Annotated in this window: 16 protein-coding genes; 12 read left to right on the top strand and 4 right to left on the bottom strand. The window is 69.3% G+C overall.

Annotation, left to right across the window (positions count from 1 at the left end):
• Positions 1-30: 30 nt before the first annotated feature.
• Both AC1DV7_RS10200 and AC1DV7_RS10195 read left to right on the top strand, forming a co-directional pair.
• Positions 31-3,579, top strand: coding sequence for a galactose oxidase-like domain-containing protein (locus tag AC1DV7_RS10200; RefSeq protein WP_477597005.1), 3,549 nt, complete (start codon positions 31-33; stop codon positions 3,577-3,579).
• 29 nt (positions 3,580-3,608) lie between these two features.
• Positions 3,609-4,076, top strand: coding sequence for an SRPBCC family protein (locus tag AC1DV7_RS10195; protein ID WP_477597004.1), 468 nt, complete (start codon positions 3,609-3,611; stop codon positions 4,074-4,076).
• Between the two features lie 28 nt (positions 4,077-4,104).
• Here AC1DV7_RS10195 and AC1DV7_RS10190 read toward each other — a convergent pair whose 3' ends face one another.
• Complete coding sequence (locus AC1DV7_RS10190) at positions 4,105-5,079, bottom strand: NAD(P)H-binding protein (RefSeq protein ID WP_477597003.1); 975 nt, start codon at positions 5,077-5,079, stop codon at positions 4,105-4,107.
• Between the two features lie 124 nt (positions 5,080-5,203).
• On the opposite strand from AC1DV7_RS10190, the gene AC1DV7_RS10185 reads away from it, so the two are divergent.
• Positions 5,204-5,359, top strand: a complete 156-nt coding sequence (locus AC1DV7_RS10185) for a DUF6131 family protein (protein ID WP_477597002.1) — start codon at positions 5,204-5,206, stop codon at positions 5,357-5,359.
• A gap of 201 nt (positions 5,360-5,560) precedes the next feature.
• Positions 5,561-5,860 carry a hypothetical protein gene (locus AC1DV7_RS10180; protein ID WP_477597001.1) on the top strand — a complete coding sequence of 100 codons (300 nt, stop codon included), beginning with the start codon at positions 5,561-5,563 and terminating at the stop codon, positions 5,858-5,860.
• 411 nt (positions 5,861-6,271) lie between these two features.
• Here the strand turns inward: AC1DV7_RS10180 and AC1DV7_RS10175 are convergent, their stop codons facing one another.
• Entirely contained in the window at positions 6,272-7,180 is a 909-nt protein-coding gene (locus tag AC1DV7_RS10175) for an alpha/beta fold hydrolase (RefSeq protein ID WP_477597000.1), read from the bottom strand.
• 64 nt (positions 7,181-7,244) lie between these two features.
• Between AC1DV7_RS10175 and AC1DV7_RS10170 the strand changes: the two genes are divergently transcribed.
• Positions 7,245-7,799, top strand: a complete 555-nt coding sequence (locus AC1DV7_RS10170) for a TetR/AcrR family transcriptional regulator (RefSeq protein WP_477596999.1) — start codon at positions 7,245-7,247, stop codon at positions 7,797-7,799.
• Between the two features lie 22 nt (positions 7,800-7,821).
• Positions 7,822-8,160: a VOC family protein gene (locus AC1DV7_RS10165; protein ID WP_477596998.1), complete on the top strand. Its 339-nt coding sequence runs from the start codon at positions 7,822-7,824 to the stop codon at positions 8,158-8,160.
• Between the two features lie 18 nt (positions 8,161-8,178).
• Here the strand turns inward: AC1DV7_RS10165 and AC1DV7_RS10160 are convergent, their stop codons facing one another.
• Together AC1DV7_RS10160 and AC1DV7_RS10155 are read right to left on the bottom strand one after the other, a co-directional pair.
• On the bottom strand, positions 8,179-9,672 hold the full coding sequence (locus AC1DV7_RS10160; RefSeq protein WP_477596997.1) for a GntP family permease: 1,494 nt from the start codon (positions 9,670-9,672) through the stop codon (positions 8,179-8,181).
• The gene (locus AC1DV7_RS10155) at positions 9,669-10,214 is read right to left on the bottom strand and encodes a gluconokinase (RefSeq protein WP_477596996.1); all 546 of its coding nucleotides are present in this window, start codon (positions 10,212-10,214) and stop codon (positions 9,669-9,671) included. The genes AC1DV7_RS10160 and AC1DV7_RS10155 overlap by 4 nt, the downstream gene beginning before the upstream one ends.
• A gap of 198 nt (positions 10,215-10,412) precedes the next feature.
• Here AC1DV7_RS10155 and AC1DV7_RS10150 point away from each other — a divergent pair, with 198 nt between their 5' ends.
• The 6 genes from AC1DV7_RS10150 to narI all read left to right on the top strand — a co-directional run bounded on the left by AC1DV7_RS10150 (position 10,413) and on the right by narI (position 19,216).
• On the top strand, positions 10,413-10,790 hold the full coding sequence (locus AC1DV7_RS10150; protein ID WP_477596995.1) for a VOC family protein: 378 nt from the start codon (positions 10,413-10,415) through the stop codon (positions 10,788-10,790).
• Positions 10,791-11,207: 417 nt separating this feature from the next.
• Positions 11,208-12,383, top strand: a complete 1,176-nt coding sequence (locus AC1DV7_RS10145) for an MFS transporter (protein WP_477596994.1) — start codon at positions 11,208-11,210, stop codon at positions 12,381-12,383.
• Positions 12,384-12,418: 35 nt separating this feature from the next.
• A complete protein-coding gene (locus AC1DV7_RS10140; RefSeq protein ID WP_477597025.1) occupies positions 12,419-16,135 on the top strand; it encodes a nitrate reductase subunit alpha in 3,717 nt (1,238 codons plus the stop codon).
• A complete protein-coding gene (gene narH, locus AC1DV7_RS10135; RefSeq protein WP_477596993.1) occupies positions 16,135-17,784 on the top strand; it encodes a nitrate reductase subunit beta in 1,650 nt (549 codons plus the stop codon). Before AC1DV7_RS10140 ends, narH begins: the two co-directional genes overlap by 1 nt.
• Positions 17,781-18,491, top strand: coding sequence for a nitrate reductase molybdenum cofactor assembly chaperone (narJ, locus tag AC1DV7_RS10130; RefSeq protein ID WP_477596992.1), 711 nt, complete (start codon positions 17,781-17,783; stop codon positions 18,489-18,491). The genes narH and narJ overlap by 4 nt, the downstream gene beginning before the upstream one ends.
• Complete coding sequence (narI, locus tag AC1DV7_RS10125; RefSeq protein ID WP_477596991.1) at positions 18,488-19,216, top strand: respiratory nitrate reductase subunit gamma; 729 nt, start codon at positions 18,488-18,490, stop codon at positions 19,214-19,216. Before narJ ends, narI begins: the two co-directional genes overlap by 4 nt.
• Positions 19,217-19,228: the final 12 nt, after the last annotated feature.

Genomic DNA, 19,228 nt, shown 5'->3' with positions numbered 1-19,228 from the left:
GCTCGGACGGCCCTGCGAACGGGGAGCGCCATGTCCGACTGCCTGCGTCGTCGAGACATCTTCCTGAGGATCGAGCCGTTGGGCGGCTACAGCCCCCTCGCGCCGATCGTCGGCAGCCGCCGGTACGGGCGGGACGCGATGTACGGCATGGGTCACGAGACCGGTCGCGTGAAGCCCACTGAGATCGCAGCCACCAGTGTCAACGCCCTGGTCTACCGGGAGTACCTCGACGACCACTACACGACCCCGAACACCGCCAAGCTGGTCGAGGCCGACGTCAACGAGCCGCCGTGGTACCGCCGCGTCCCCGGGGCCGTGCTCTACGCGGATCCGGGCGAGCAGCTGCGGATCCACGTGCTCAACGGCGATGTCGACTGCCACAGCCTGCACGTCCACGGGGTGAAGTACGGCGTCGAGTCCGACGGCGCCTGGCCCTTCGGCGTCGGCACGCGCCGCGGTCTGCGCAGCGACGAGATCCTCCCGGGTCAGAGCTGGACCTACACGTTCGACGTCACCGAGGAGAGCATCGGCGTCTGGGCCTTCCACGACCACGTCCACATGGTTCAGGCCAACGTCAACCGCGGTCTGTTCGGCGCGCTCGTCGTGCGCGACCCCAGGGCGCCTCGCGCGCTGGACGTCCCCCTGTTCCTGCACGCCTTGCAGGCCCCGTCGACCGACGACGCCTTCGAGAGCCCGGTGCTGCACAAGGCCACGCCGAAGCAGACCTTCACGCACACCTTCACGACGGCCGGGGTCGTGGCCTACCACTGCAAGATCCACGGCCCCACCATGTCGGGGACCGTCACGGTCGACCCCGGCGCACCCGCCGGTGACCGGTCGGTCGACATCCGCGACAACAGCTTCGTGCCGCCGGCCGTGTCGGTCCGTCCCGGCAACAAGGTCGTCTGGACCCTGGACCAGAACTTCGACCACATCGTGCTTGCTCCCGGCGGTGGAGCGCTGACCTACTGCCTCAACGGCCGTGCATTCGTCGGAAACACCCCCACCATCGAAGCCGACACCGGGCAGCGGCTGCGGTGGCACGTCGTCAACCTCGACCTCGGCTCGGTCTGGCACAACTTCCATCCGCACTCCGCCCGCTGGGCGCTCCCGGCGCCCCCCGGTGGTGCGGCTGACGTGCACGGGCTGAGCCCGGCCGAGGGCTTCACGGCCGACACCATCGTGCCGGCGGCGGTGCGGTTGCCCTGTGACCTCGAGGACCTGCAGTGCGACCCCCCGGACGACGCCTGCCGGGTGCGGGTCAAGGGCGACTTCCTGTTCCACTGCCACCTCGAGGAGCACATGATGGCCGGCTTGGCCGGACTGGTCCGCGCTCGCGACTGGGTCTGGGTCGACCCCAGGACCGCCTGGTCGTCGGTCCTGAGGCTGCCCCTCGATGACGGCCGCAACAACCTCGACTGGGTCGACCTGGTCCGGTGCGGCGACTGCGCCACCGGCGACCACGACCACCCGCACCCGCACACCAAGCCGCACAACCCGTGCTGCGGCACACCCGACGACGACCACCACGCCGACGACGGACCCCGCCCCCACCACGGGGGTGCCCACGAGGGCAGCGACTGCGACCCCAAGCAGTGCCCGCACGACCACACCCACTCCCCCGGCAAACCGCACGGACGCTGCTGCGGCCACGACCACGGCACCACCCGCTGCTGCGGGCACGACGCCGACGCACCGTGCGAGGTGTGTGAGCGGGTCGGGGGGCGCCACACCCACGGCGGCGGCGGTCACGACCACGGGGGCGACGACCACGGGGGCGACGACCACGGGGGCGACGACCACCCCCATGCAGCCAGCCCGGCGGCGGCGCACCTGCACCCGGCGCGGAGCGCCGCTGGTGGGGTCGGCGGCGGGGTCGCCGCCGACGCGCTCCTCGACGCGATGCACCTGCCGATGCACGGTGGGACGGGGACGTCCGTGGGAACGTCCACGACGGCGACGTCCACCGGGATGACCATGCCCGGCATGCCGGCCACGGAGCCTGTTGACGTGTGCGACCTTGCCGACGTGGGGTACTGGGAGCTCCTCCCGGTCGACTCCCATGTCCTCGCGGTGCACGCCGTCCTCATGCACACCGGACAGGTGCTGTTCTTCGCCGGATCCGGGAACAACGTCCCGAACTTCGACGCGCGCCTCGTCAAGAGCGTGGTCTGGGACTACCAGGAGGGCACCTTCTACGACCCGGGCTGCCCGTTCGACGTGTTCTGCGCGAGCCAGACCGTGCTGGCCGACGGCAAGGTGCTCGTGGCCGGTGGCACGGACAAGTACGACGACTTCGTCGGGTCACAGGCCACGTACCTGTTCGACCCGCAACTGCGGCAGTGGATCCGCGTGGACGACATGGACGCCCACCGCTGGTACCCCACCCTCGTCACGATGGGCGACGGCCGAGCCGTGGTGAGCTCCGGAATCCAGGCGCCGAACGAGGTCTTCGACCCCGCCATCGGATGGCGCCCGCTCCCGAACACCACCAGCCTCCCGCTCTACCCGCACCTGTTGCTGCTCAAGGACGGCCAGCTCTTCTACACCGGCGGCCAGCTCGGCGGCGCCACCATCGAGGGCCGCGCCATCAACCCGTGGTCCGGGGTCGAGCAGCCCGTCTCCGGCCTGCGGGACAAGGCCAAGCGCGACCAGGGCAACAGCATCCTGCTGCCACCGGCTCAGGACCAGCGGGTCATGGTCATCGGTGGCAATGGTGCCCCCGCGGCCACGAAGCGCACCGACATCATCGACCTGTCCTCGGGCCCTGCCGGGGCGGCCTTCCACGCCGGCCCCGACCTCGCCAAGGCCCGCGGACTGTGCAACTCGGTCATCCTCCCGGACCGGACCGTCTTGGTCACGGGCGGTGGCCTGCACGGCGAGACACGCGCCGACGCAGTGCACCTCGCCGAGATCTACGACCCCGCAACGAACACCATGCGGTCCGTCGCCGAGGCGACCGTGTCGCGGCTCTACCACTCGATCGCCTTGCTGCTGCCCGACGGTCGAGTGGTGACCGCCGGGTCCAACCCTGACCGCGGCGACGACGAGCTGCGCCTCGAGCTGTACCACCCGCCATACCTCTTCCGCGGGCCGCGCCCGCTGCTGGACTCCGCGCCGACGGAGTGGCGGTACGGCACCACGGTCGAGGTGAGCACCCCCTCGGCCATGACCATCAAGTGGGCCCAGCTGGTGCGGCCGATGGCGACCACGCACTCGGACGACACGAGCCAGCGCCTCGTCGACCTGCCGATCGTGTGTCGCGACGCCTGCACCCTCACGGTCGAGGTCACCAAGAACCCCAACCTCGCCCCGCCCGGGTGGTACATGCTCTTCGTCGTCGACGACTGCGACATCCCCTCCGTCGCACTCTGGGTGCATCTGGGCCGGGATCCGCTGCCCCCGCCCAAGGTCACAGCGGGCACCCACCACACGAAGGGCGGTCACGAGCACCTGCCGGGCTTCGTCATCCCCGGGCTGCCGACCCGCAAGCCACCTCCCAAGCCGCGCAAGGCCACCAGCAAGGCCACCGGCAAAGCCGCCAGCAAGAGAGCACCTCGGACCCCCAAGGGCCGCTGACCGACGGTCGATGGACCAGACTCGGGGTCATGACCGTCTTCTCCGCCTCACGCCGCTCCAGTGCCGTCGTGCCCTATCCCCGGGAGGCCGTGTGGGCGGTCTTGACCGACGCCACCGTCGTGGCGAAGCTGACGCCGATGGTGCGCTCCATCGAGGACCGGGGCGAGACCTGGCTCTGGAAGCTCGCGCCGATCGCGATCCTCGGCAAGAGCGTCGGGCTCTCCTTCACGGAGCGGATGGAGTTCACGCCCCAGGAAAAGATCGAGTACACCCACGCACCGAAGGGTGAGGAGCGCGCGGGCGTGGAAGGCACCTACACCCTGCAGGACCGCGGGCGCGGGACCCACGTGTCGATCGACCTGGGGGTCCACGTCGACCTGCCGTTCCCGCGGCTGTCCAAGCCGGTCGTGCAGACCTCGATGCAGGGGGTCATCGCCGCGATGGGGGCCGGCTTCGCCCACAACCTCGACCGTCAGCTCTCGGCGCGGAAGGGCTGACAGCCCCCGGCCCGATCCGACCCGACCCTCAGCGGCCGACCCAGGCCGGGTCGGAGGACAGGGGTCCGAGGACGTCGCGATCACGGTCCGGGACGGACTCGTCCGGGGCCGCGAGCGCGCGCTCCACGGCCTCGGCCACCGCGGTGAGGGCGTGACCCGACGGCACCAGCTGGGCGATGGCACCCGGCTGCGCACAGACCATGTCGTGGTGCAGGCTCTCCACGAGCGACTGCACCGTGGACGACGGGGCCCGGGTCAGCAACGGCGCGAGGCGCGAGACGAGGCGCGTCGGCAGCAACGGCACCCGCACCTGGACCCGACGCAGACCGGCACGGTCGGCGAAGAGCCGCAGCAGCGCGGCATACGTCATCCGCTCGCCGCTGCCGATGTCGAAGGCGCGGCTGACGGCGGGGGCGCGCAACGCGCCGACCAGGGCCGCAACCACGTCCGTGACGGCGACGGGCTCGACCTGGCTGTCCATCCAGGTGGGGAGCACGTGCACAGGCATCCGCTCGCTGAGCTGTCGCATGATCTCGAACGACGTCGAGCCACCACCGACCACCATCGCCGCCCGCAGCGCCACCGTCGGTACACCCGAGTCGGTGAGCACCTGCTCGACCTCGAGTCGCGAACGCAGGTGCGGCGAGAGCTCTGCCTCGTCGAGGTGCGGGACGAGACCGCCGAGGTAGATGATCCGTCCGATGCCAGATCGGACGACGGCATGGGCCGCGTTGTACGCGCCCTCGCGGTCGCTCGTCGAGAAGTCGTCGCCGCCCAGGCCGTGGACGAGGTAGTAGAGCACTTCGGCCCCGGCACAGGCGGCCCGCGCCGAGGCGCGGTCGAGGACGTCCATCTCGACGACCTCGACGCGGTCGGCCCACCAGAACCGCGCTGCAGAGGCCCTCTCCGTGAACGTCGCGACGACCTCGTGACCCTCGGCCAGGAGGGCTGGGACGAGGCGGCTGCCGACGTAGCCGCCGGCACCCATGACGACGACGCGCACGCAGGCCTCCAGACGACCGGCGCGGGGGCCGCCGGGTCCGGCCAACCTACCCGCAGCCCCGGAGATGTTTGAAAAGGCGCTCGAGCGGGCACGTCCCTGTCACCCCAAGGACAAGGAGGTAACCATGATCATCCTCGGCATCATCCTGGTCATCGTCGGCTACTTGGTCGACATTCCCGTCCTGGTCACGATCGGCGTCATCCTGGCGGTCATCGGCCTGGTGCTGATGCTCCTGGGCGCGAGCGGCCGCGCGATCGGCGGACGACGGCACTGGTACTGAGCGAGGCTGCTTGATGGCCACCCACGTGTGCCCGGAGTGCGGGAGCACCAAGGCGACCACCGTGATGTTGCCGGGCGCACCCGGGTCCAGGGACGCCCGACCGCACCCTGCATTCCGTTGCCTCGTCTGTGACACCCAGTGGACGACGGCGGATCAGCAGGCGAGGGCAGACCAGCACGCCGGCGGCGGGGCCGACCCGGCGTGAACGATGCAGAGCCGCCCGTCACCGTCACCGAGGTCGAGCGGGTCACGAACGAGCGGCGAACGACCGCTGGCCCGGCGCACGACGTCCACGTCGTCCTGACGGGACCGCTCACCGTCGAGCGGGCCGAGGAGCGTCTGCGCGCGGACTGGCCGCACCAGTCCAGCTGGCCGCTCAGGTTCGAGCCGGGCCCGGCCGGCTCCGCCGCGACGGTCGTCCTGCTCCGGGTGCCGGACGATCGTCAGGACGAGGCGGTGGAGGCGCTCAAGGACGCCCTGGACCGGCTGCAGCGCCCCTGAGGTGTGACGCTCGACGTGTGGAGCAGGCACGGCCGCACCTGACCGCGCTCGATGCCCCGACCGCGCTCGATGCCCCGACCGCGCTCGATCCCCCGACCGCGCTCGATGCCCCCGGACGCCTCGTGGGCGCGAGGGAACCAGTCGACCCAGGTTAGGCAGGCAGGAGGTACAGCGCCTACCATCGGCGGGAAGCCTGCCCAGACCCGCAGGCCACGTCGATGGTCGGCGTGCGGGTCCAACAGCGTGGCTCGACTCAGGCCATCCCGGCGATGTCGCTCTCAGGGGAGCTTCACGACGTCGACCGAAGTGGTGCCCCTGCTCGCTCGGGTGGGGGCACTGCTGCGCCCACCGCCCGGTGGAGGCGCCAGCGCGCTCCGGGACGGTACCGCGCACCTCGGTGCGCGCCCTCGGTCAGGCCGCCCGCGCGAACCAGTCCATCGCGAGGTCGGCCACGGCGGCAGGGGCGTCGTCGGTGAGGTAGTGCGCGGCGTCGTCGACGTACGCGAACTCGACCCGGTCGGCATACCGCTCCGGACGGCGGCAGACCCTCTGCATGGTGTCCTCGGTCCAGGGGTGGTCGCGCCGGCCGAACACGACGAGCGTCGGCACCGTGAGCCGCCGACGGCGGTAGACGCCCCGTGCCAGTCGCATGGCTTCGGGCAGGATCATCCCGCGGGTGAGGGGTCGCACTGCGCCGTCGACGTCGGGTCGAAGCATCGGGGCGAGGTGGGCCTCGATGGTCGCCCCCGACATGGGGCGAGCCAGGTAGGCCTGCGAGAAGACTCCGCGCAGCGAGGCCCCAGGGCGGTGCCAGATGAACCGGGGCAGGTGCCGGAAGCCGGGCGCCACCTTCGGGCTGAAGGCCATGAAGAACGGCGGCACCGCGAGCTGCACCATCGTCCGGACCCGCCCGGGATGGTCGTAGGCCAGCTGCAGCGCCGTGATCGCGCCCATGTCGTGGGCCACGACGTGGGCACGCTCGACCTCGAGCACGTCGAGCAGGGCGAGCAGGTCGCGCAGCCGCGTCTCGCGGTCGATGCGCGGGTCGTCGGCGACGGTCCAGCCAGCTCCGCGCAGGTCAGGGCAGATCACGCGGTGGCCGCCGGCGGCGATGACGGGGGCGATCGCGTGCCACTGCCACCAGTGCTGAGGGAAGCCGTGCAGCAGGACGACCGGCTCACCATCGCCGATGACGGCCACGTGGGTGCGCAGGCCGGGCGTCTCGACCACGAGGTGGTCGAAGCCGGCGGCCGCTGGCAGCGGCGGCGACCAGGACGCAGGGGCGACGGGGCGTATGGCGCGGGGCTCGGGCGTGGTCATGGCGACCCCTTCCGCGTGGTGCTGGATACTATGTTCATAGTAGACCTCGGAGAAGGGGGTGTCGATGCCGGCAGGGACCCGCGAGCGTGCCCTCGAGGCAGCGGTGGAGCTGCTCGGGGCACAGGGCGTGCGCGCCTTGACCCATGGTCGAATCGACGAGCAGGCCGGTCTGCCGCCGGGATCCACGTCGAACTGGTTCCGGACCCGTCGGGCGCTGCTGGCCGGGGTCGTCGACTGGATGGCCGAGCGCGAACGCGCCGACTTCGACCCGGCCGCGATGCCCGCGATCACGGGGGTCGACGACCTCATCGAGGGCCTCTGCGCCATGACGGCACTGCAGACCGGGCCGTTCGCCGCCCGTACCCGCGCGCGCTACGCGCTGTTCCTCGAGCTCTCCGGCGATCCGGAGCTCGGCGAGCCGATGCGGCGACAGCGCCGTGAGTTCGAGCGGTGGACCGAGCAGATGGTGAGCGCCGTCGGGATTGCCGACCCCGTGCCGGCGACGCGGGCCCTCATGGCACTCGGCGACGGGCTGATGCTCCACCGGCTCACGGTCGACCCGGAGCTCGACCTGCGCCCCGCCATCGAACGCGCCGTTCGCGCCCTCGCGGCGACCTGACCTCGTGGGGCAGCATCTCCCCATGGCTTCCTACGTGAAATCGGTGACCTTCGACTGCTCGAGCGCGCTGCGGCTCGCGGCCTTCTGGGCCGAGGCACTCGGGTCGAACGTCGACGAGGAGAGCACCGACGACCGTGCCTGGGTCGAGCCGGCCGGGTGGGGAGGCCCCAACCTGTGGTTCCAGCGGGTCCCGGAGGGCAAGACCGCGAAGAACCGGCAGCACTTCGACCTTCGCGCCATGGGTTCGGTCAGTGCCGAGGTCGAGCGACTCGTTGCCCAGGGCGCCACCGTCCTGCGCGACGGCGGCGACCTCGTGGTCATGGCAGACCCAGAGGGCAACGAGTTCTGCGTCGAGACCTGAGGACGCCGGTCAGGTCCGCTAGACGACCAGGCTCATGAGCATCACCAGGGCAAACCCCACCACGGAGATCACGGTCTCCATCACTGACCACGACTTGATCGTCTCTCCGACCGTCAGCCCGAAATACTCCTTGACCAGCCAGAAGCCAGCATCGTTGACGTGGCTGAAGAACAGCGAGCCGCAGCCGATGGCCAGGACCAGCAGCGCGAGGTGGTTGGCCGACAGGCTCGTGCCGAGCGGACCGACGATGCCGGCCGCGGTGATGGTGGCCACGGTGGCCGAGCCGGTCCCGAGCCTGATGAGCACCGCGACGAGCCAGCCGAGCAGGAGCACCGAGATGTTGACGCCCTCGGCCCAGTTCTTGATGACGTCGCCGACACCGGCGTCCACGAGGGTCTGCTTGAAGCCGCCACCGGCGGCGACGATCAGGATGATCCCGGCGATGCCTGGCAGGCTCGCACCGAAGGAGTCGCTGACCTGCGAGCGGTTCATGCCCGTGGCCAGGCCGAGGGCGAAGTAACAGAAGATCACGGCGATGAGCAGGGCGACGACCGGAGTCCCCAGGAAGTCGGTCACCTTCCGGAAGCCGGTCTCCTCGTCGGTGACCACGAGCTTGGCGATCGCGTCGATGAGCATCAGCATCACCGGCAGGGTGATGGCGATGATGGCCGAGGAGAACGGCACCTGACGCCGCCCCGGCTGCGTCGCCGCCCGGTCGTCCCGAACCTCGGCCGCTCGCTCTGACGACCTTTCGGCCTCGCCCCCGGCTTCGACCCCGCCCCCGCCGGGGGCACCAGCACCGGCATACGCCAGCTCCGTGGCGTGCTTCGGCACCCAGTTGTGCACGAAGCGCGCCAGCACCGGTCCGGCGATGATGACGGTGGGGATGGCGATGATGATGCCGAACAGGAGCGTCAGGCTGAGGTCGGCCTTGAGCAGCCCGATCGCCGTCAAGGGACCGGGGTGCGGCGGGACGAGTCCGTGGAGCACGGACAGGCCCGCCAGCGCGGGGATGCCGACGTGCATGAGGGACAGCCCGGTACGGCGGGCGACCATGACCACCACGGGCACGAGCAGGACGACGCCGACCTCGAAGAACAAGGGCAGGCCGAGGATGGCGGCGATGGCGGCCATCATCCAGGGCAGGCCGTTGCGGCCCACGCGACTGATCATCGTCGAGACGATCTTGTTCGCGCCGCCGGAGTCCTCGAGCATCTTGCCGATCATGGCGCCGAGCGCGATGAGCACCCCGACGGAGCCGGTCGTGTTGCCGAATCCCGTGATGAAGCTCTTGACGATGTCCGCCGGGGGCATGGTGGCGATGGCACCGAGTACCGCGGACCCGAGCATCAGGGAGAGGAACGGGTGCACCTTGGCCACGGTGATGAGCAGGACCACCGCGAGGATGCCGACGACGCACGCGACGACGAGCACGCCGTCCCCGGCATACGGCTCGTCTGCCGCCGCGAGTGCGACGGTCCCGGGCAGCTCGAGCGGGAGTGAAGCGATCATGGGTGGTCCTTCCTGAGGCCCAGGGCGGCCAGCGCGCGGTCCAGCACCACGGCCGCCGTTCCCTCGTTGGTGATGGCGATGCCGGGCTCGTCGGGCTGCAGCGGCTCGAGGGTGGCGAGCTGGCTGGGCAGCAGGGAGGCAGGCATGTAGTGGCCGGGGCGGTGCTCCATCCGGTCGCGGATCAGCTCCGAGGATGCGGTCACGTGGAGGAAACGCACGTGCGGGCGGTCCTTGCACAGGACGTCGCGGTACGCGCGGCGCAGGGCGGAACAGGTGATGACGGCGGACTCACCCTGGTCCTCCTTGGAGCTGATCCAGGCTCCGATGGCTTCCAGCCAGGGCCAGCGGTCCTCGTCGGTGAGCGGGTGTCCGGCCTTCATCTTGGCGACGTTGGCGTCGGAGTGGAACGCATCGCCCTCGGCGAACTCCCACCCCGTGACGGTCGAGATCCCCTTGGCGACGGTGGACTTGCCCGAACCCGAGACGCCCATGACGACGACGTGATCCGGGGCACCAGCACCCGGCCCTCCAGGACTGCCCATTCTGCGACCTTAGTCCCGGTATCGCCCCTCGGCACCTGCACCTCGGCACCTGCACCTCGTCACCCGAACCGATCGAGGACCCGTCGAAGGGGGGACGCCAAGCGCAGGCCAGCGGCGTAGCGTCTCACCTGGGTCGTCGCCACGATCCGGGCCGACCCGTGGGTAGACGCGTGAGCGCCGAAATGAGGAGGTTGCGCAATGTTCGAAACACTCAGGGCGACTCCGACCATCGCGGTGTCAGACATCGAGAGGGCCAAGAAGTTCTACGGCGAGACGTTGGGCCTGAAGGTCAACGACGAGAGGGCCGATGGAGTCCGGTACGACGCTGGCGGAGGGTCGCTGGTGCTCGTGTACCCGTCCCAGTTCGCCGGCACCGCGAAGAGCACCTACATGGGCTTCGACGTGGACGACGTCGAGAAGGCGGTGCGTGAGCTCCGCGAGCGCGGCGTCGTCTTCGAGGAGTACGACATGCCGGGGCTGAAGACCGTGGATGGCATCGCCGAGATCGAGGGCGTCAAGGGCGCGTGGTTCAAGGACCCTGACGGCAACATCCTGTCGGTCGGCCAGCAGACCTGACACCAGTCGCACGAGTCGGCGCCAGTCGGCTCGGCAAGGGCTATGTTGGTCGGGACAGGTCCAACTCGTCGTCGCCCCGGACCCGGTGACTTCAGCTGCTGCACCGCTTGGCAGAGGAGACATCGTGTGGCACCGCCCGCGAGCTGCGTCCCGACAGGGGCGAAGAGCCGACCGGGTTCCCCCGACGAGCGGGACCTTTGGCCCTGACACGCGTGCAGCGAAGCCACTGTGCTGGTTTCCGCGCAGACCCACCACCGCCGGTGGGCCGTCAAGGAGACCAGCCATGGCCGACCACGCCGCCGCAATGCCCGTCGTCGACAGCTCCGTCGTCAGAGCACGACTGTGACCACTCCGATGACGACCACCCCGTTGCCCTCGGACCAACACCCCCGAGCGGCGACCAGATCGCCCTGGCTGATGCTGGCGATGGCCACCATCGGCTTCGCCGTGAACTTCTGGGCCTGGGCGCTGATCAGCCCACTCGGTCCGCTCTTCCGGACGACCGGGTCCCTCGGCACCCTGACCGAGTCCGACGTCGCCCTGCTCGTCGCGGTCCCCGTTGTGGTGGGCTCCCTCGGCCGCATCGTCGTGGGCGGGCTGACCGACCGGTACGGCGGACGGGTCATGTTCCCGATCGTCTCAGGCGTGACCATCATCCCGACCCTCTTCATCGCCTTCTTCGCCCTCGACTCCTACACCCTGCTCATCCTCGGCGGCTTCTTCCTCGGCATCGCCGGCACCGCCTTCGCCGTGGGCGTCCCGTTCGTGAACGCGTGGTTCCCGCCTGAGAAGCGCGGCCTCGCGGTCGGCATCTTCGGCGCCGGCATGGGAGGCACCGCGATCAGCGCGCTGACCACCGTCAAGCTCACCGACCACCTGGGGGCCAAGGCACCCTTCCTCATCACCTCGGCGGTGCTGGCCGGATACTCCGTCGCCGCGTGGCTGATCCTTCGGGACGCACCCGGCCGAGTGGTTCCCACCACCTCCCTGGCCTCACGGATCTCCGCCAACTCCCGGCTCCCCATCGCCTGGCAGGCCTGCCTGCTCTACGCCGTGGCCTTCGGTGGCTACGTCGCGTTCTCGGTGTACCTCCCGGCATACCTCAAGACGGCCCACCACCTGACCCCCGCCAGCGCGGCCAACCGGATGGCCGGCTTCGTCCTGGTCGCCGTCATCCTGCGCCCGGTGGGAGGCTGGCTCGCGGACAAGGTCGGTGCGGTCCCGGTGCTGGCCAGCGGCTTCGGCGTCGTCGTCGTGTGTGCCGGCATCTCGGCAGGCACGCCGCCCCTGAACGGCATCGGCACTGTCGCGTTCCTGGCCATGGCCGCCGCGCTGGGCTCCGGGAGCGGCGCCACCTTCGCGCTCATCGCCAAGGTCACCGAGCCCTCCCGCGTGGGGGGCGTGACCGGACTGGTCGGCGCCGCAGGAGGCCTGGGCGGGTTCGTCCCGCCACTGATCATGGGCTACGTCTACGGCCGCACCGACTCCTACGCCATCGGGCTCTGGATGCTCTGCGTCACCGCAGCCCTGGCCCTGCTGCTCACCGTCACGGTCGTCCGACGGACCGCCGCCCAAGGACAGGAAGCTCGTTGACCCCCTCGGCCAAGAAGTCCACGTCCGACATCGGGATGGACGGCTCCCTCACGGAAGCCCTCGTCCGCAGCAGGAGGTTCTTCACCCGGGGGACCGTCTCCGACGACCTGAGGACCATCTCGCAGGTCGGGGGGCGGGAGGCCGACGACTTCTACCGGGACCGCTGGAGCCACGACAAGGTCGTGCGATCCACCCACGGCGTGAACTGCACGGGATCCTGCTCCTGGAAGGTCTACGTCAAGGACGGGATCATCACCTGGGAGACCCAGCAGACCGACTATCCCTCGGTCGGCCCGGACTCGCCGGAGTACGAGCCCCGCGGTTGTCCTCGTGGCGCGGCATTCTCCTGGTACACCTACTCCCCCACTCGCGTGCGCTACCCCTACGTCCGAGGCGTCCTCCTTCAGATGTTCCGCGCGGCGAAGGCTCAGCACGCCGGTGACCCCGTCAAGGCGTGGGAGCACATCGTCGAGAACCCGTTACGCGCCAAGGCCTACAAGTCCGCGCGCGGCAAGGGAGGCCTGGTCCGGGCGACTTGGGAGGAGGCCAGCGAGATCGTCGCTGCGGCCCACGTCCACACGATCAAGAAGTACGGCCCCGACCGGGTCGCAGGCTTCTCACCCATCCCGGCGATGTCGATGGTCTCGCACGCCTCCGGCGCCCGGTTCGTGAACCTCATCGGTGGGTCGATGCTCAGCTTCTACGACTGGTACGCGGACCTGCCCGTCGCGTCGCCGCAGGTCTTCGGCGACCAGACCGACGTTCCCGAGTCCGGCGACTGGTGGAACGCCGGTTACCTGATCATGTGGGGCTCCAACCTGCCGGTCACCCGCACCCCGGACGCGCACTGGATGACCGAGGCCCGTTACCGCGGCCAGAAGGTCATCGCCGTCGCCCCCGACTACGCCGACAACGTGAAGTTCGCCGACGAGTGGTTGGCGGCCAAGCCCGGCACCGACGCCGCGCTGGCGATGGCCATGGGCCACGTCGTGCTGAAGGAGTTCTTCGTCGACCGCCAGACGCCCTACTTCACGCAGTACGTGAAGACCTACACGGACCTCCCCCACCTGGTCCGCCTCGAGGAGGCCGTCGGCGGTGAGTTCACGGCAGGCAAGTTCCTCACCGCCGCCGACCTCCCGGACCACGCGGCCGACGAGAACGCCGCCTTCAAGACCGTGCTCATCGACTCCACCACCGGCGAGGCCGTCGTCCCCAACGGATCCCTCGGTCACCGCTACGGCGAGGCCGGCGTGGGCAAGTGGAATCTCGACCTCGCCGACACCGACCCGGTCCTGTCCCTCCTGGACACCGCGACCGAGTCGGTCGTCGTGCGTATGCCGCGCTTCGACACCCCCGACGGCGCGGCCGCCGACCTGCCCCGAGGCGTGCCCGTGCGTCGGGTCGACGGCCACCTCGTCACCACCGTCTTCGACCTCCTCCTGGCCCAGTACGGCGTCGGCCGGTCGCACGACGGCCAGCCCCTGCCCGGGGTCTGGCCGACAGGGGACAACAAGGGGTACGACGACGCAGAGGCGCCGTACACCCCCGCCTGGCAAGAGGCGATCACGGGAGTGCCCGCCGCCACGGCTGCCCGGATCGGACGCGAGTTCGCCCAGAACGCCGAGGAGTCCAACGGCCGGTCGATGATCGTCATGGGTGCGGGCACCAACCACTGGTTCCACTCGGACACGATCTACCGCGCCTTTCTCACCCTCACCAACCTCACCGGCTGCCAGGGTGTCAACGGCGGCGGCTGGGCACACTACGTCGGTCAGGAGAAGGTCCGCCCGATCACCGGCTACACACAGATCGCCAACGCACTCGACTGGAACCGCCCGCCCCGCAACATGATCCAGACCGCCTACTGGTACCTGCACACCAACCAGTTCCGCTACGACCAGTTCGGGGCAGACTCCCTTTCGGCCACCACGGGCAAGGGCCAGCTCGCGGGCAGGTCCACTGCCGACGTCATAGCCCAGAGCGCCCGGATGGGCTGGATGCCGTCCTACCCCACCTTCGACCGCAACCCGCTCGACCTCAGCGACGACGCTGCCGCCGCCGGCCAGCCGGTCGGCGAGTACGTGGTCGACCAGCTCAAGTCCGGCAACCTCGACTTCGCTGGCGAGGACCCCGATGCGCCGGCCAACTACCCGCGGATCCTGTCGATCTGGCGGGCCAACCTGCTCGGGTCCTCGGGCAAGGGCAACGAGTACTTCCTCAAGCACCTGCTCGGCACCGACTCCTCGGTGCGCGCCACCGAGACGCCAGAGGGACAGCGGCCCGTCGACGTGACGTGGCGCAGCAAGGCACCCGAAGGCAAGCTCGACCTGCTGATGACGATCGACTTCCGGCAGACCAGCACCACGATCTTCTCCGACGTGGTCCTCCCGGCGGCGACGTGGTACGAGAAGCGCGACCTCAACACCACGGACATGCACCCCTTCGTGCACTCCTTCAACCCCGCCATCGCGCCGCCGTGGCAGACCCGCACCGACTGGGACGCCTGGCAGACGATCGCGGAGAAGTTCAGTGAGCTCGCGGCCACCCACCTCGGTGTGCGCAAGGACGTCGTCGCGGTGCCCCTCACCCACGACACACCTGATGCACTGGCCAACCCGCACGGTGTGGTCCGCGACTGGAAGAAGGGCGAGTGCGAACCCATCCCCGGCGTCACCATGCCCAAGCTCGTCGAGGTCGAACGTGACTACGGCGCCGTCGCCGCCAAGATGAACGCACTCGGCCCACTCGTGGACACCCTCGGCGCGACCACCAAGGGCGTCACCTTCGAGCTGAGCAAGCAGGTGGACTACCTCCGCGCCAAGAACGGCGCCGTCCGAGGTGGCGTGGCCGACGGTCGCCCCTCGCTGAAGAAGGACGTCAACGTCTGCGAGGCGATCCTCGCGATGTCCGGAACCACCAACGGGCACCTGGCCACCCAGGGCTTCAAGACCCTCGAGAAGCGCACCGGAGTCCAGCTCGCCGACCTGGCCGAGGAGCACGAGGGCAAGCAGATCACCTTCGCCGACACCCAGGGACCGCCCGTGCCGGTGATCACGTCGCCCGAGTGGTCGGGCTCCGAGACTGGTGGGCGGCGCTACTCCCCCTTCACCATCAACGTGGAGCGCAAGAAGCCCTGGCACACCCTGACGGGGCGGATGCACTTCTACCTCGACCACGACTGGATGACCGAGCTCGGCGAAGGACTTCCCGTCTACCGGCCTCCACTCAACATGGCCGCGCTGTTCGCGGAGCCGGCCCTTGGCACCGTGTCGGACGGCTCGGCCGGCCAGGTCGAAGGACTGACCGTGCGGTACCTCACGCCACACAACAAGTGGTCGATCCACTCGGAGTACCAGGACAACCTGTTCATGCTCTCGCTCTCGCGCGGCGGCCAGAACATCTGGATGAGCGACCGCGACGCGGCCAAGGTCGGCATCAAGGACAACGACTGGATCGAGGCCGTCAACCGCAACGGCGTCGTCGTGGCGCGGGCGATCGTCTCGCACCGGATGCCCGAGGGAACGGTGTACATGTACCACGCCCAGGACCGGCTGATCGACGTCCCGCTCGCCGAGACGTCCGGCAAGCGCGGCGGCATACACAACTCACTCACCCGGCTGCTCGTGAAGCCGTCCCACCTGATCGGCGGCTACGCCCAGCTGACCTTCGCGTTCAACTATCTCGGCCCCACCGGCAACCAACGTGACGAGGTCACCATCATCCGCAAGCGCAGCCAGGACGTGACGTACTGATGAAGGTCATGGCCCAGATGGCGATGGTCATGAACCTCGACAAGTGCATCGGGTGCCACACCTGCTCGGTGACCTGCAAGCAGGCGTGGACCAACCGCTCGGGCACCGAGTACATCTGGTTCAACAACGTCGAGACCCGGCCGGGGCTCGGCTACCCGCGGACCTACGAGGACCAGGAGAAGTGGAAGGGAGGCTGGGAGCTCACCAAGAGGGGCCGCATGAAGCTCAAGGCAGGTGGACGCCTGAAGAACCTCACGACGATCTTCTCCAACCCGATCCTCCCCTCGATCGGCGAGTACTACGAACCGTGGACGTACGACTACTCCACACTCACCGACGCACCAGCCCAGGAGCACACCCCCGTCGCACGACCCAAGTCGCTGATCAGTGGCAAGAACATGAAGATCGAGTGGTCGGCCAACTGGGACGACGACCTCGGCGGCTCCACCGAGACCGCGCACCGCGACCCGATGCTCAAGAAGATCGCCGACAAGGTGAAGTTCGAGTTCGAGCAGACCTTCATGTTCTACCTGCCGCGGATCTGCGAGCACTGCCTCAACCCGTCGTGCGCCGCCTCGTGCCCCAGCGGTGCGATTTACAAGCGGGAGGAAGACGGAATCGTCTTGGTCGACCAGGACAAGTGCCGCGGCTGGCGCAAGTGCGTCTCGGGCTGCCCCTACAAGAAGATCTACTTCAACCACCGCACCGGCAAGGCCGAGAAGTGCACGTTCTGCTTCCCGCGCATCGAGGTCGGCCTGCCCACCGTGTGCGCCGAGACGTGCGTGGGTCGACTGCGCTACATCGGTCTGATGCTGTACGACGCGGACAAGGTCCTCGCCGCGGCTTCCACCACCGACGACCAGGGGCTCTACGAGGCCCAGCGTGACGTCTTCCTGGATCCGTACGACCCCGAGGTGATCCGTGAGGCGGAGAAGGCCGGGATCGCCCGCGACTGGATCGACGCGGCCCAGCGCTCGCCGATCCACGCCCTGATCAACACGTTCAAGGTCGCGTTGCCGCTCCACCCGGAGTACCGCACCATGCCCATGGTCTGGTACATCCCACCGCTCTCCCCCGTCGTCGACGTCGTCGCGGAAACCGGGGAGGACGCCGAGGACAAGAGCAACCTCTTCGCAGCGATCGACGCCCTGCGGATCCCGGTCGAGTACCTCGCCGAGCTGTTCACGGCCGGCGACGTCGCACCGGTCGACGCCGTGCTCAAGAAGCTCGCCGCGATGCGCTGCTACATGCGCGACATCAACATGGGCCGCGACCCGGACGGCTCGATCCCGGCCGCGGTCGGGATGAGCGAGGAGGAGATGTATGACATGTACCGCCTTCTCGCGATCGCGAAGTACGACGAGCGGTATGTGATCCCGCCAGCGCACGCCGAGCAAGCCCACTCCCTGGAAGAGCTGTCCACCGAGTGTTCGGTGTCGGAGTACGGCGGCGGTCAGCAGGACCTGTTCGGCGAGGGGTCGGGGATCCCGACGCCGATCGCGGTCGAGAACTTCCAGATGCTGCAGGACCGACAGACCTCCGACTCGTTGGCCGGACCGAGCAACACCAAGGGCCGTGTCAACCTGCTCAACTGGGATGGCAAGGGCTCACCGCCAGGGATGTTCCCGCCGACGGGGTCGGACTCGTGAGCAGCCGCCGACCCAGACCGACCCTGCCCAGCGACAGCCTGACCGTCGTGTGGCAGTCGGTCTCGTTGCTCCTCGACTACCCGGACGAGAAGCTGCTTGCCCGGGCCGACCTTCTCAGGTCCGCATCCCGCGGTCTGCCGCATGCCATCGGGAGCTCCATCCGGGTCTTCCTCGACCACCTCGAGGGCACCCCCTTGCCTGAGCTCCAGGCGGACTACGTCGAGACCTTCGACACCCGGCGCCGCTGCAACCTGTTCCTGACCTACTTCGCCCACGGCGACACGCGCAAGCGTGGCATGGCGCTGCTGCGCTTCAAGCAGGCCTACCTGCGCACCGGGTTCGAACTGGACGACGCCGAGCTGCCCGACCACCTCTGCGTCGTGCTCGAGTTCGCCGCCACCGTCGACCAGGCCGTCGGGCGCGACCTCATCCTTGACCACCGCGCCGGGCTGGAGCTCCTGCGACTCTCGCTGCGGGACCTGTCCTCACCGTGGGCAAACCTCCTCGATGCAGTCACCGCCACGCTGCCGCCGCTTCGTGGTGACGAGCGTGACGCCGTCCGGCGCCTCGCTGCCGAAGGCCCGCCCGAGGAGGAGGTCGGCCTCGCGCCGTTTGCCAGCCCGCAGTTCAGCCCCGGCGCGGACACCCCTGCTGCCACGGCATCCATCGCGCTGCCCATGCCGTCGTTTCCGGGAGCCCGCACATGAACGAGTTCCTCTTCGTCATCCTCCCCTACCTCTGCCTCACGACGTTCGTGGTCGGTCACCTGTGGCGCTACCGCTACGACAAGTTCGGGTGGACGACCCGGTCGTCCCAGCTCTACGAGAACCGCCTGCTGCGGATCGGGAGCCCGCTCTTCCACTTCGGGATGCTCGGAGTCGTCGGCGGCCACATCATCGGTCTGTTGGTGCCGCAGGCGTGGACGGACTGGGCCGGTATCGATGAGCACGCTTACCACGTGGTGGCCGTCACCGGTGGCCTGTTGGCCGGCTTCATGGCGGTGGTCGGGATGGCGATCCTGGTCTACCGACGACGCACCGTCGGCCCCGTCTTCTCCGCGACCACACGGATGGACAAGGTGATGTACGCCTTCCTCGGCGTCGTGATCGTGCTGGGAATGTGGAACACCATCGCGGGGTCGATCATGACGATCGGCGGCGAGTACAACTACCGCGAGGGCGTGTCCGTCTGGTACCGCTCGTTCCTCGCCTTCCACCCCGACGCGTCCCTGATGGCGGACGCTCCGCTGGGATTCCAGCTGCACGCGCTGGTCGCTTTCGGGCTGTTCGCCCTGTGGCCCTTCACCAGGCTGGTGCACGTGTTCAGCGCGCCGGTCGGCTACCTGACTCGTCCCTACATCGTCTACCGCAGTCGCGACGACACCGAGCTCGGCAGTCACCGGCCCCGTCGCGGCTGGACCCGTGTCGGCTGAGGGCCCTCTGCC

The organism is Pedococcus sp. P2_E4 (genome assembly GCF_056403935.1).
This window is presented reverse-complemented; position numbering and strand designations above follow the sequence as displayed.